General features: G+C 53.3%; 8 protein-coding genes and 1 pseudogene. 2 read left to right on the forward strand and 7 right to left on the reverse strand.

The genetic code is table 11. The features are described 5' to 3' along the window. Positions 1 to 329 precede the first annotated feature (329 nt). A complete protein-coding gene (locus BITS_RS03750) occupies positions 330 to 1,106 on the forward strand; it encodes an ABC transporter permease (protein ID WP_034533845.1) in 777 nt (258 codons plus the stop codon). Positions 1,107 to 1,321: 215 nt separating this feature from the next. Here the strand turns inward: BITS_RS03750 and BITS_RS03755 are convergent, their stop codons facing one another. Beyond that, on the reverse strand, positions 1,322 to 4,531 hold the full coding sequence (locus tag BITS_RS03755; protein WP_026642112.1) for a UPF0182 family membrane protein: 3,210 nt from the start codon (positions 4,529 to 4,531) through the stop codon (positions 1,322 to 1,324). Between the two features lie 158 nt (positions 4,532 to 4,689). Between BITS_RS03755 and BITS_RS03760 the strand changes: the two genes are divergently transcribed. Then, complete coding sequence (locus tag BITS_RS03760; RefSeq protein ID WP_026642113.1) at positions 4,690 to 5,925, forward strand: glycoside hydrolase family 3 N-terminal domain-containing protein; 1,236 nt, start codon at positions 4,690 to 4,692, stop codon at positions 5,923 to 5,925. 25 nt (positions 5,926 to 5,950) lie between these two features. On the opposite strand, the pseudogene BITS_RS03765 reads toward BITS_RS03760, so the two are convergent. The 6 genes and pseudogenes from BITS_RS03765 to BITS_RS03790 all read right to left on the reverse strand — a co-directional run bounded on the left by BITS_RS03765 (position 5,951) and on the right by BITS_RS03790 (position 13,379). Then, positions 5,951 to 6,279 (reverse strand): annotated as a pseudogene (locus BITS_RS03765) (branched-chain amino acid transporter permease). Then, entirely contained in the window at positions 6,276 to 7,031 is a 756-nt protein-coding gene (locus BITS_RS03770) for an AzlC family ABC transporter permease (RefSeq protein WP_044259417.1), read from the reverse strand. The pseudogene BITS_RS03765 and the gene BITS_RS03770 overlap by 4 nt, the downstream one beginning before the upstream one ends. Positions 7,032 to 7,249: 218 nt before the next feature. Next, complete coding sequence (locus BITS_RS03775; protein ID WP_026642116.1) at positions 7,250 to 7,939, reverse strand: SDR family oxidoreductase; 690 nt, start codon at positions 7,937 to 7,939, stop codon at positions 7,250 to 7,252. A gap of 293 nt (positions 7,940 to 8,232) precedes the next feature. Beyond that, a complete protein-coding gene (locus BITS_RS03780; protein WP_026642117.1) occupies positions 8,233 to 9,522 on the reverse strand; it encodes a uracil-xanthine permease family protein in 1,290 nt (429 codons plus the stop codon). Between the two features lie 217 nt (positions 9,523 to 9,739). Beyond that, positions 9,740 to 10,567: a histidine phosphatase family protein gene (locus BITS_RS03785; protein ID WP_026642118.1), complete on the reverse strand. Its 828-nt coding sequence runs from the start codon at positions 10,565 to 10,567 to the stop codon at positions 9,740 to 9,742. A gap of 256 nt (positions 10,568 to 10,823) precedes the next feature. Next, positions 10,824 to 13,379 carry an ATP-dependent Clp protease ATP-binding subunit gene (locus BITS_RS03790; RefSeq protein ID WP_026642119.1) on the reverse strand — a complete coding sequence of 852 codons (2,556 nt, stop codon included), beginning with the start codon at positions 13,377 to 13,379 and terminating at the stop codon, positions 10,824 to 10,826. Positions 13,380 to 13,456: the final 77 nt, after the last annotated feature.

Genomic DNA, 13,456 nt, shown 5'->3' on the forward strand with positions numbered 1-13,456 from the left:
GCTGTTCAATGCCCCCGGTTGCCTTGGAAAGACCAATCAACAGTCGGTTTGCCACACATTGATATCAAGCGCATCGATTATGAAGCATCGCCCAGACATTGCTTCGTTCTTGGATTGCACCCATGTCATGGAGCTGCACAGTACTCCATACCGACGTCGGTTCCTCAGGTTCTCGGTTGGCTTGAAGTCGAGGTTGACGAGATAATGGTATGCGGCGGAAAAAGCGCATATCGCTCATTGTTAAGTATTGCCGCCTCCATTGGGCGTCCCCGGGCTCCTCACCTTACCGTGTGTCGCGCAGTGGAATTGGACGGAAAGGCAAGGTGAATATGGAACGCGTTCGTCGCATATTGCCGACTGTGACGGCAGTGCTCCTCATACTGATTGTGTGGCAGATTTGGGTTTCCCGATCGGGAATAAGTCCCAATGTCATGCCATCCCCTATCGCTATCGGCCAAGCCTTGGTTGATTCTTGGCCATCTCTGTGGCCTGCTGCCCAGGTCACTGCATTGGAAAGCTTCGTCGGATTTGTTCTGGCCATCGCTTGCGGCATTGCTTTGGGTATGGCTTTCTATATCTCCAGAACGCTGAAATCAGCATTATTCCCGCTGTTGTATGCCGCACAAACCATGCCGCTAATCTCTATTGCGCCGCTGTTTCTGATCTGGTTTGGTTTTGATATTTCCGGCAAAATCATCATTGTCGCCATATTCGGACTCTTCCCCATAGCGGTCCAGACGATTCGTGGCCTCGAAGCCGTTCCTAGGTTTTACACTGATGTGGCTTTGACCTGCGGAGCAAGCAATGCGTGGACTCTGTGGCATGTCAAGCTCAGGGTGGCTGCACGCCATATTTTCGGTGGAATCCGCATAAGCGCCGCATACACCGTCGCAACGGCTGCAACTGCGGAATATCTGGGCTCACGCTCCGGTTTGGGCATCTGGCTGCAGGCAGCCTACAATTCCTTCCGCACACCTTTGGTATTCTGCGCGACCATTGTGATCATCGCCATGACCTGCGTGCTGCTGGTAGCGGTGAATGCTTCCGAATTGCTGCTTATCGGCCCTGCAAGCGATGATGAAGACCCTGACGCCGACCAGTTGTGAGATTCTTGGCATTCGATAAACACAGTTGCGAGGGCGTTCTTCGACTTAAGCGTTTGCACAAATGCGAGTTTGCGTAAGTGACGCATCCTCCCGAATATGGCTGGGCGCTTGGTTGGAACGAGTATCTCGCGATACGCATCCCAATCAAGCGCCCAAAATGGAAACTGCTATGAACCTGCGAAATGTGCCTCACAGATTCATAACAGTTAGCTGCTTTACTCCTGTTCTTGGGCCAGCGCCTTGTTCAGAGCATCCTGCAATTGCTGCTGCGCCTGACCATACGCGGACCAGTCGCCGGATTTCATCGCCGCATCGGCATCCTTCATCGCTTGCGCAGCATCCTGCAGTGCCGATTTGAGCTCTTCGCTCATTGCGCTGTCACCGGAGCTTGAGCTGGATTGATCCGGCCCATCCGCATCGTCGGAAGTCTGTCCGCCGTTCTGCGAAGCATTGGAATTATCCGCGTCTCCTGCGGAGGCACCGGAATTTCCACCGAACACTTGATCAAGAGCCTCATCCAAAGTATTGGCAAAACCGACTTGATCGCCGAAGGCAACCAGCACCTTTTTCAGCAATGGATAACTCGTGGCACCGCTTGACTGCACATATACCGGTTCCACATACACCAATCCGCCACCCAATGGCAATGTGAGCAAATTGCCACGTTTGACATTGGTGGATCCTGATTCAAGCAAGTTCAGCTCCTTGGACACATCAGCATTGGCGTTGAAATTATTCTGCGCCTGGCCGGGGCCTGGCACGTTGGAATCCTTGGGCAGCTCCTGCAATCTCAATGTGCCGTAATTCGCACCGATGGTTCCTTTGGTATTGCCCGCATCCGAATCAACAGAAAGGAATCCAGTGAGGATCTCTCGAGTCGTCGAGGAGTCGCCGGCTGGAATATACGTTGATGTCAACGAAAACACCGGCTCTTTCGAACCGCCGGTTTGCAATGTCAGGTAGTAGGGAGGCTGCAAGATATCACGCTTCTGGGCTTCCTGCGATTCAGTCGGATCCACAGGGCTTTGCCAGAAGTCCTCTCCTGAGAAGAACTGGCTTGCACTGGTCACATGATATTTGGAAAGCAGCTGCCGCTGCACCTTGAACAAACTTTCCGGATAGCGCAAATGGCTCATCAGATCACCGGAGATATCGGAAATCTGATGATATTGGCCAGGGAAAATCTGGGACCATGCCTTGATCACCGGATCATTGGCATCCCACACATACAGGTCGACTGAGCCATCGTATGCGTCCACAGTGGCCTTCACCGAATTGCGAATGTAATTCGCCTGCTGGGAGCCCAAACCCTGTATGGTTTGCGAAGTGGTTGTGGTCGAATCCTCTGTTGCTTCGCCCAAATCGGTCATCTGAGAGTAGGGGTACTGGTCGGATGTGGTGTAGCCATCCACGATCCACTTCACCCTGCCATCCACAACTGCCGGATACACGCGTCCGTCCAATGTGAGATACGGAGCCACCTTTGCCACGCGATCCTTAGGACTGCGATCATAGAGGATTTGCGAATCTGCGGTAACGCGATCGGAGAACAGAATCTGATCGGAACCGAAGCGAATGGCATAGAGCAAGCGGGAGAAGATATTGCCCACCGAGGGGCCTCCATTGCCGCTAAAGGTATTGGTTGCACCCTGTGAACCGGTCGGATAATCGAATTCCCATGACTGCGTACCCTCCGGAGCTCCGACAATGGAATATTCCGGCGCATTGGGCGAGAAGTAGATGCGTGGTTCGTAATGCTGCGTATCAGTGAGCTCACCTTGAGTCGGGATGCCATATTCAAAGAAGCGAGGCTGCCCGTCGGCAGTGACCTGATTGCCATATGCCGCGACAATGCCGTAGCCGTGTGTATACACCGTATGGTCGTTCACCCAATTGCGGTTATCGTTGCCATCGAGATTCAATTCACGGGCGGCAATAACCGTATCCTGACTGACTCCATTGACGTCATATTTGTCGACAGCCAAAGTGTCCGGGAATGAATAGTACTGCTTGGATTGCTGCAGCTGCTTGAATGTTGCAGGAACGACCTGAGGATCGAGCAGGCGAATCTGTGCGGTTGTTTCGGCATCCGAAGCCAAGGCGCCAGACTTGCCTTCTGTGGTGGCCTGATACTGTTCGACCTTCACATCCTTGAGTCCATACGCTTCTTGCGTGGCTTCGATATTGCGCTGGATATAGCTGGATTCCATCTCCTGCGCATTCGGATTGACCTTGAAACGTTGCAAAAGCGTCGGCCACACCACAGTGAGCAGCAAGGCGATGACCACGGTCACCGAAACCGCTATCGCAGGAACACGCCATGCCTTCAATGCTGCAACAGCACGGACCCCAAGGGATGCCGGGCCTTCCAGAGCATGCGAGCGCATAAGCCAGACACCCAAAACCACACCCAATACCGCAGTAAGCGCGGCCATTACGAAGGTTACCGGAATGGTTGCGTGCACAGCTGTATACGCGGCTCCTGTGAATCGATCACCGGTCGCCGTGAGGCTGCTGAATGCCGAAAGCACTTGCGTTATCGCAGCCGCCAGCATGATCATGATGAGCCATATGCCCAACTGGCGACGGGAACGCTTGGTTATGGAGAACAATCCACGTCCCTTAACCGGCATGGTGATGCGGATCCCGCCCATAAGCACATGAGTGACCACGGAGAAGATCAGCCCGACCACGAGTAGCAGTGATATGGCGGATACGATCAGTTTGAGACCAGGCAGCACGAATACGTAGAAACCGGTGTCAATGCCGAATTGCGGATCCGTCGTGCCAAATGACTGCGCGTGGAACATCAGCAGTATTTCCGACCAATGCGCATTGAACTGAGAACCGAACAGCAGGCCGACCACAAGGGATACGATCACTGCAACACGACGGGCATTGCGTGAGCTCACACCCTTGCCCACTTCGATGACATCTCCATTGATACGGATCGTGGATCCGTCAGATGAGTCAGGCCGCGCACGAATGGCCAATGTCGCGGAAATGTAGCTCACACCTGCCATAAGCAAGGCGTATGCCACCCACAGGCCGACTTTGGTGGCCAACTGCACCCAGATAACGCTCTGGAAGCCGAGTTGCGAATACCACATCAGGTCGGTAATGAATCGTGCCAATCCAAAGAAGAGACCCACGATCACTGCCAGCACGGCAACTAAGGAGAAGGCGATAATCGCACGTCGATTGGGTTTGCGATTACCGTTGCTCAATCGCGGTCGCGTTGATTTGCCACGAGTTGATTTGGCATGCGTGCCATCGCCGCCATTCCCGGAATTCCTGGTATCGCTTTTGGCCTCGTCGCCATCGACCTCGACATTCAGGATTTCCGGCTCATCCTGTTCGTTGTTGTCATGATTACTGGACTTCCTCGGCCTGTTGTATGAGAATAACCCGTCAAACATATCCATATTTCGTAAGAGTACCGTTCACCATCGAAAGCGACGGTTCTTATGCTCGATGCGTATGACTTTGAACGACAACGAGTATGGGATGTCATAATGAGATGGTGAAGAGTTTCAGGGGACATAGTTCAAAACATGCACGTCGCTCGGCCACATCAGGTTGGCTGCCGACACTAGTGGCCGTAATCATTGCAGTGGCACTTATCGTTTCAGTGGCATTGGGCATCAATGCGGTGAATCGGAATACTTCCTCGGCTGACGGATCATCCCAAAGCCAGCCGGCTTCGTCTTCGACTCATGAGGACATCCAACGCAGTGCGGTTCCCCAAGCTTCCCCCTCTTCAACGGATTCTTCTGAGGACGCCGATATGGACAAGGCCCGACAAGCCGTCGATGCTATGAGCATGGAAGAGCGCGTCGGACAGCTCATCATGGTTCCTGTATGCGCCGGCTGCGATATTGCCAGCATCGCATCTGGAGTGAGTTCCATTCACGCAGGTTCGATACTGGTGACAGGCAACTGGAATAGTGGGGTTGCCGCGGTACGTCAGGCTGTTGAACAGGTCAAAGCCTCAACTCCGCAGGGCATTGCTCTGATCGTCGCCACCGACCAAGAGGGCGGCCAGGTGCAGCATTTGCGTGGCAACGGTTTCAGCACCATGCCATCGGCCGTGGAACAAGGCACGCTCGACACGGGCATCCTTCGCGCCCAGGCAACGCAATGGGGCTCCGAATTGGTCCAAGCAGGCATAACCACTGATTTGGCACCTGTTGTCGACACCGTTACCGTTCAGCGTAATACGAATGCGCCGATCGGTGCCCTGTCCAGGGATTTTGGATTGGATGCTACGGGCAATGCCACTCATGCACAGGCATTTATGGACGGAATGCATGATGCCGGGGTCAGCACGGTGATCAAGCACTACCCCGGATTGGGTGGAGTGACAGGAAATACGGATTTCACCACACAAGGCATTGTGGACACCACAACCGGCCCGGATTCACCGCAGATTGCTGCCTTTGAGCAGGCTCTGCAATCTCAGCCCAGTATGGTGATGATGTCGCTGGCAACATACACACAGCTGGATGCCAATGCCCCGGCTGCGTTCTCCCCCACCATAATCGGTCAGCTGCTGCGCACCAAAGCCGACTATTCAGGAGTGGTGATTTCTGATTCGCTTTCCGCAGCCGCTGTCAGTGGTATCGATTCCACACAGCTCGGCGTGCGATTGGTCGAAGCCGGCGGCGATATCGCCTGTATCGGCGAGTACTCATTGGTCGCACCGATAGCCGATGGTTTGAACCAACGAGCATCTCAAGACAGCGACTTCGCGCAATTGGTCACTCAAGCGGCCACTCGGGTGATGGCCCTGAAATATCGTATGGGACTCATCTCTTGATCAGCGTGTCACAATATGGCGCTCATCAGACGAATACGAACTGCACGAGCACCATATATGCAATGGTTCCAGCGGAAATCGAGAGCAACATATTGCGCTTCCACCAGTGCAAAACGACAGTGAGCAGCAGAGCCACAGCCTCAGGGATCCCGTAGGAGTAGCCGTTATTGCCGTATTGCGCAATGAATACACCACCAAAAGCCCGGACATGGCAAAAGGAAGCACACGACCTAAATATCGTACGAATCGTGGCGGCTCAGTGGATTCGGGAAAGATGATAAAAGGCAGGAATCGCGTCACCATAGTGCCGAGCACCACGGCAGCGATGGTGACCATACTTTGCACAACGGTCATGACTCTTTCTCCTTCCCCGATTCCGGTGATTCTTGAGCAAACTCATCCAAATGCGGGCGCAACAGCACGAAGAGGACCAGCATCGTCTCCAAAGCGGGAATCATGAAACGGCTGGAACCGAATATCACAAGGCAAATCACCGATGCCGCCACACCTACCAAGGCGGAAATATGACCGGGCTTCGATGAATTCAACCACTGATCCATGAAAATCACGGCGAACAACGCGGTGAGCACGAATTCAATTCCTTTGGTGGCAGACTGAGGTAGCATGCCGCCTACCAGCCATCCCAGGGTCGCCCCTGAAACCCAATAAATCTGATTGAATACGGTGACCAAAACCATATATTGCCGCAAGTCCTCTTTGTTCTCGAAAGAAGCCCTGGAATTCACGGCAAAGGTCTCATCGCACATGCCGAAAATAAGATATGGCTTTATCCAGCCGGTTCCTTTGAACCTGTCCAGCATGGACAATCCATAAAACAGATGTCGAGCGTTCACCATAAGCGCCATAACAAATGCGAGAAGAGGGTTGAAGGCCCCGAGTAGCAAATCAACGGTGACGAATTCCATAGAACCTGCATAAATCAGCGCGGCCATGGATACTGGATACAGCAAGGAAAATCCCTTGACATGCATGAGCAGACCGTATGAGGTGCCGAGAAACAGAAACCCCGCGCATATCGGCAGGGTGTCATGCAAGGCACGTCTCCATATGCGGGATGGCACCGCTTCCGTGATCTGGTGTTCCACTCTGCTCCCCCTTTCTGCCTTGGTGCGTTGCCATAACCAATGACAACACTCGGTTCATCCGGCATCGGCCCTACTCCGAAACGCCGCTCTGTCACTCATTGGCACCTACTGCAACTGCAACTTCCTCAGACACGTCGTCCTTCATGATTACCGTCACATACACAAACGCAGGCCACCTTAAGCCAAGGCATGCCTGCGCTTATGAACTCAGATTGTAATCAGCGGTAATTTCGTTCGATCAAAATGTCCGAAACGGTGAGATTTGCGTCATTCACCAAATTGAAGAGAATCACCTCGGCGAGTTGAGCAGGGTCCATGAAGGAATGCTGCTTGTCTTCGGAAACATAATCATGGCTATCCACGTAGAAATTCGTGTCAATGCCGCCTGGATACACGCCGACGATTTTGACGCTGCTCCCCTTGTATGCAGCCTTGAGGCTTTCTGTGTATCCACGCTCTCCCCATTTCGTGGCGCAATACACGGATTCATTGGCATTGCCGCGGGTTGCCGCAGTGCTCATGACATTGGCGATTTTCAGATGCTCTTCGTTGGTGGCATTCAATGTTGCCACACTCCACAACACCATGCCCTTCAAGCCTTTGAGGCATTTATCAATGTCTGCACCCTCGTATGCGGTCGGGACTTTGAATGAGGGCTGTCCCGCATTATTGATCAGCAGATCGATATGTCCTATCCGGGAAATCTCCTCCACGCTGGATTGCACGAACTGCTCATCGGACACATCACCGGTGAAGGCACGATAGCTATCACCGAATTGGGCAACCATGTCCTCTTGAGCCTCGCCGTTAAAATCGACACCGCATACGGTCCACCCCTTGGCAATCAATTGAACCGCCAATTCTCTTCCCAGGCCTTGTGCGCTTCCTGTCACAATCGCCAAACTCATGTCGTTCTCCTTCACACTGACTTGTATGAACAACCTTATGCCAAGCATCCTACCTGCGGTGTTCAACAACGCCATATGCGCTAAGTCGAATTGCTGACTCAATCATCTACTTTTCTTTGGCTGGCGGCACAGGCTTTTGCATATCTGTTCATTGCACCGAAGCCAACGATTGGCAGCCACACGGATGCACTGAGGATTGTGCAACATAATGAAACGGCGGCAGGAACACCTGTCGCCGTTTCACCTTCATGCCAAGTCACCTATTGTTTGGACGACTGGCTATTTATGACGCATCAGAGAATATCCGGATCATCCTTTTCAATGGTTCCGGTAAGCTTACCAATGGCCTTCAATCCGTGATACAGTACCAAAACGGCAATGGTGCCGATTGCTATGCCATTGAACTGCACTCCGGAAACTGCATAGGTAAAGTTGGCGATACCCACGATCATCACCACCGCAGCGGTCATGATATTAAGAGGCTTGTCGAAATTCACCTTGTTCTCAACCCAAATACGCACGCCGATCATGCCAATCATGCCGTAGAGCAAGGTGGTGACGCCACCGAGAACACCGCCTGGAATCGTATTGATAATGGCACCGAATTTCGGGCAGAGGCTGAGCAACAAGGCAAAGCCCGCAGCGCACCAATATGCCGCTGTTGAATACACCTTCGTTGCCGCCATGACGCCGATATTCTCACCATAGGTTGTGGTGCCTGAACCACCGCCGAAACCGGCGATGGCGGTTCCCAAACCATCAGCGAACAGAGCCGTTCCCATCTGATTGTCGTAATCGCGACCGGTCATCTGAGCCACGGATTTGACATGGCCGACATTTTCAGCGACCAGCACGAGGACCACAGGAATAAACATTGGCAAAATAGAGAAATCAACTTCAGGGAGATGGAATTTCGGCAAACCGATCCAAGCGGCATCACTTACCGCCTGGAAATCAACCTGACCGCGCAAGCAAGCATATATATATCCCACCAAAACGCCGAGCAGAATGTTGAGCCTTCCCAGCATTCCACGGAACAGCACTGCGATCAGCAGCACTGCAAACAATGTGACCAGAGCGGTATCCGGGGCGGTCTGGAAGTTATTCCATACCGAGGGAGCCAGATTGAAGCCGATAATCGCAACAATGGCGCCATTGACCACAGGCGGCATGATGATATCGACCCACTTTGCACCGGCATAATGGACCAAAACGCCCACCAAAGCCAGAAGCACGCCGGTCACCACAATGCCGAAGCTGGCAACGGCGATGCCTTTATGCGCAGTGGTAACAGCGGTTATCGGCGCAATAAAACCGAAGGAACTTCCCAAATAACTGGGAAGCACGTTCTTGTTGATGAGCAAGAACAGCGCCGTTGACATTGCAGTGAAGAACAGAGTGGTTGAGGGATCGAAACCCGTGAGAATCGGCACCAGGAACGTGGCACCAAACATGGCGATAACATGCTGGGCTCCTATGCCCGCAGTTCGTCCCCATGTCAGTCGTTCATCCGGCTCCACCACTTCACCGGGAGCAAGTGTCTTCCCGTCACCGTGCAATTTCCATGTGAACAGATTCAACATCCGTCTCTCCTTCGGCCTTCAAGGCAAGCGGCACCTCCGCATGCCCGCCTTGGGATATTGTAGCGGGTGAAATCACCATCTGTTCACATTTCGGCATGACTCATTCGAATGTGTTGGATAACCCTCCTCAATGACTGCTTGAACGCCACTGCGAGAGGGGGCAAGCATGCGCCGAAAAGGGCAGGACTGAAGGCCTATTCGATACTGTTCAAGCGATCTAGCGAGCGTATTCCAAAAGATGAGGATCCACTGAATGCACCACATCGACCAAATCGCCATTGGAGAGCAAAGGCCTTTGGAATTCACGCCAAGGCTCGACGCGAACCTCCCAGCGTCCGGTCTGTTCATCGAGCACCGGTCGTGCCGTCTGTTCCCATCTCAGCCGTTCAGAAGTGCGTCCGGTATTGGGATCCCGCCGCGAATAATGTAAGCAGGTACAATTCGTGATACGCCATTCATCGCTGTCTGCACGGCGCAGGAATTCCTCATCTGAGATATCCTCCAATGTCAGCATCAACGCCAACATGAAGTCACCATGGGTCACGGCCACCACCGATTCAGAACCAGTACGTCGATTCAAGGAAGTCAGCAAATTATGCACTCGGTCTTCGGCGACATCTGCAATGGACTCTCCCGCCGGCGGCCTCCAATACAACGGATCGGTGCGCTTGAACATCCAATTGCGGCTGTAATTGGTTTTGAAATCATCCTGAGTGATTGTGTTGATCTCACCCCACGAGCGTTCACGCAGCACTCTGGTCTCCTCCCACTTGGCCTTGGGCAGAGCCATGGTGGCGGCGGTTTCTCGCGTGCGGACGTACGGTGACACCAAATACCGATCAAATAACTGCTGTTGCGCCACCAACCAACGACCAATGCAATCGGCTTGTTTGCGCCCAACGGCAGTCAGTCGCCATGAACGGTCTGGCACCGTCACATTGTCTTGTGTATATAACGAATTATCGCCCTGCTCCCCCGCTTTGACGATGACATTCGCCTCCGATTCACCGTGACGGATCACATATAGATCCAAAGGCATTCCCATATATTGTCCTTTTCTTTCTCATTGACATGACACGAAACTACAGCGCCATGAAAGTCTTATTTCATTATCCCCCGAAGAAGCGCGTATGCATACCTTCATAAGTGACGCTCAATTGAACGCAGAGTAAACCACAACAACCGTGCTGCGGCTATTTCATTCATTCTATTGTGCCCGTTAATCATGAAAGGGGACTCCGCACCAACCGTACGGAGTCCCCTTTCGGACAATAACTCGAAGTTATTGTGAGACGATATGACTATTCGCCATCCTGCTCTTCTGAGCCAGCGCCTACCAGTTCAGGAGCTGCATCAGTCTTCTGCTCGTCGGAGGCATCTTCTTCAGCGAAGGACTCACCCTTGAAGGTGAATTCGCCGAGAATGCCTTCGCCTTCTGCATCGACCAGCACCTTCTCGCCATCCGTGAGCTCTCCCATGAGGATCTGCTCCGAAATGGCATCCTCGATATCGCGCTGAATGACTCGACGCAAAGGACGTGCACCCAATAGCGGGTCAAAGCCCTTTTGAGCAAGCAGATCCTTGGCGGCCGGAGTCAACTCCAAAGCCATATGACGCTCAAAGAGGCGGTCATTGAGCTGCTTGACGTCCAAGTCAACAATCTGTCGCACCTGATCCTCGTCCAGCTGCTTGAAGACGATTATGTCGTCAAGACGGTTGAGGAATTCAGGGCGGAACTGCTGCTTGAGCTCAGAACTCACCTGATCCTTCATGCGCTGGTAGCTCGAATCGCTATTGGAACCAAGGTTGAAACCGGTGTTAGCGGTCTTGGCGATATCGCGGGTTCCCAAATTCGTCGTCAGAATGATGATGGTGTTCTTGAAGTCCACCTTACGTCCCTGGCCGTCGGTGAGATGACCGTCATCCAAGACCTGCAACAAGGTATTGAAGATATCCGGATGAGCCTTTTCGATTTCGTCGAAGAGCACCACGGAGAACGGCTTGCGACGCACCTTTTCGGTGAGCTCGCCGCCCTCTTCGTAGCCCACATAACCTGGAGGCGCACCGAAGAGTCGCGATGCCGCATACTTCTCGGAGAATTCCGACATATCGACGCGAATCAACGCATCCTCGTCGTCAAAGAGGAACTCCGCCAAGGTCTTGGCAAGTTCGGTCTTACCAACGCCAGTAGGACCTGCGAAGATGAATGAACCCGAAGGACGCTTCGGATCCTTCAAGCCCACCCTGGCACGGCGAATCGAACGCGACAATGCAGACACTGCCTCATCCTGACCGATGATGCGCTTATGCAACTCCGCTTCCATACCCAGCAGCTTCTTGGATTCTGCCTGGGTCAGCTTGACCACAGGAATGCCGGTGGTATTGGAGATTACCTCTGCGATAACATCCTCATCCACAACCATCTTGACATCGGATTCGCCCTCACGCCAAGCTGATTCCTTTTCCTTGCGCTCGGCTTCCAGCTTCTCCTGACGGTCGCGCAGCTCCGCCGCCTTCTCGAAGTCCTGGTCCTTGATGGCCTGGTCCTTTTCAGAGGAAACAGCCGCCACCTTTGCGTCAAGCTCCTTCAATTCAGGCGGAGCGGTCAATCTCTTGATGCGCAGACGCGCACCAGCCTCATCAACCAAATCAATCGCCTTATCCGGCAAATTGCGATCCTGGATATATCGAGAGGAAAGCTCCGCAGCGGCCTGGATTGCATCGTCCGTTATGGTCACATGATGGTGGTTCTCATACCGTTCACGCAAACCCTTGAGGATTTCGATGGTCTCTGCGATGGTCGGCTCATGCACCTGAATCGGCTGGAAACGACGTTCCAGAGCCGCATCCTTTTCGATGTACTTGCGGTATTCGTCGGTTGTGGTGGCGCCAATGGTCTGGAGTTCGCCGCGAGCCAGCATAGGCTTGAGCATATCGGATGCTCCCAAAGCACCATCAGCCGAACCTGCGCCAACTATGGTATGGATCTCATCGATGAACAGCACGATGTCTCCGCGGGTCTTGATCTCCTTGAGCACCTTCTTGAGACGCTCTTCGAAATCACCGCGATATCGAGAACCTGCCACCATGGAACCCAGATCAAGCGAATACACCTGCTTGTCTTTGAGGGTCTCAGGAACATCACCAGAATTGATTTTCTGAGCCAAACCTTCGACCACAGCGGTCTTGCCGACGCCCGGCTCACCGATAAGCACAGGATTGTTCTTCGTGCGACGCGACAACACCACCATCACGCGCTCGATTTCCTGGCTGCGACCGATTACGGGGTCGAGTTTGCCCTCAGCTGCCTCAGCGGTGAGATTACGACCGAACTGGTCCAGAATAGCGGAACCCGTCTGGTTGCGCTTGTCCTGCACGCCGCCCGCATTCGCCAAATCACCCTTTGAGTCAGACGAACCTGAATTGCCACGGATCAAATCGATGGTCGCGCTACGCAACTCACCGAGATCCACATCCATCTTAATGAGTACCTGTGTGCCGACGCCTTCGCCTTCGCGAATCAGGCCGAGCAAAATGTGCTCCGTACCAATATAGCTGTGTCCCAGCTGAAGCGCCTCGCGCAGACTCAGCTCCAACACCTGCTTGGCATGGGGGGTGAAAGGAATATGACCATTAGGCGAGGCATTGCCCTTGCCGATCATTTCCTCCACCTGCTTGCGCGTATCGTCCAGATTCACTCCCTTTGACGACAGCGCCTTCGCGGCGATGCCCTCACCTTCGCGAATCAGGCCGAGCAACAGATGTTCGGTGCCGATGTAATTGTGCTGAAGGGAGCGAGCTTCCTCCTGCGCCAATACGATCACACGCCTGGCACGGTCGGTAAACCGTTCGAACATGCTTGTCCTTCCGTTCTTGTCAGTTCACCTCACTCTACCGATTTGCGGTGACGTTTATTTCAATTCCGTCTCAATTG

The sequence above is a fragment of the Bifidobacterium tsurumiense genome (assembly GCF_000741765.1).
In the GTDB taxonomy this organism is placed as follows: Bacteria; Actinomycetota; Actinomycetes; order Actinomycetales; family Bifidobacteriaceae; genus Bifidobacterium; species Bifidobacterium tsurumiense.

Coding starts and splice junctions, on each gene's coding strand:
- BITS_RS03750 (WP_034533845.1), top strand. CDS start 330: ATGGAACGCGTTCGTCGCATATTGCCGACTGTGACGGCAGTGCTCCTC.
- BITS_RS03755 (WP_026642112.1), bottom strand. CDS start 4,531: ATGGATATGTTTGACGGGTTATTCTCATACAACAGGCCGAGGAAGTCC.
- BITS_RS03775 (WP_026642116.1), bottom strand. CDS start 7,939: ATGAGTTTGGCGATTGTGACAGGAAGCGCACAAGGCCTGGGAAGAGAA.
- BITS_RS03780 (WP_026642117.1), bottom strand. CDS start 9,522: ATGTTGAATCTGTTCACATGGAAATTGCACGGTGACGGGAAGACACTT.
- BITS_RS03785 (WP_026642118.1), bottom strand. CDS start 10,567: ATGGGAATGCCTTTGGATCTATATGTGATCCGTCACGGTGAATCGGAG.
- BITS_RS03790 (WP_026642119.1), bottom strand. CDS start 13,379: ATGTTCGAACGGTTTACCGACCGTGCCAGGCGTGTGATCGTATTGGCG.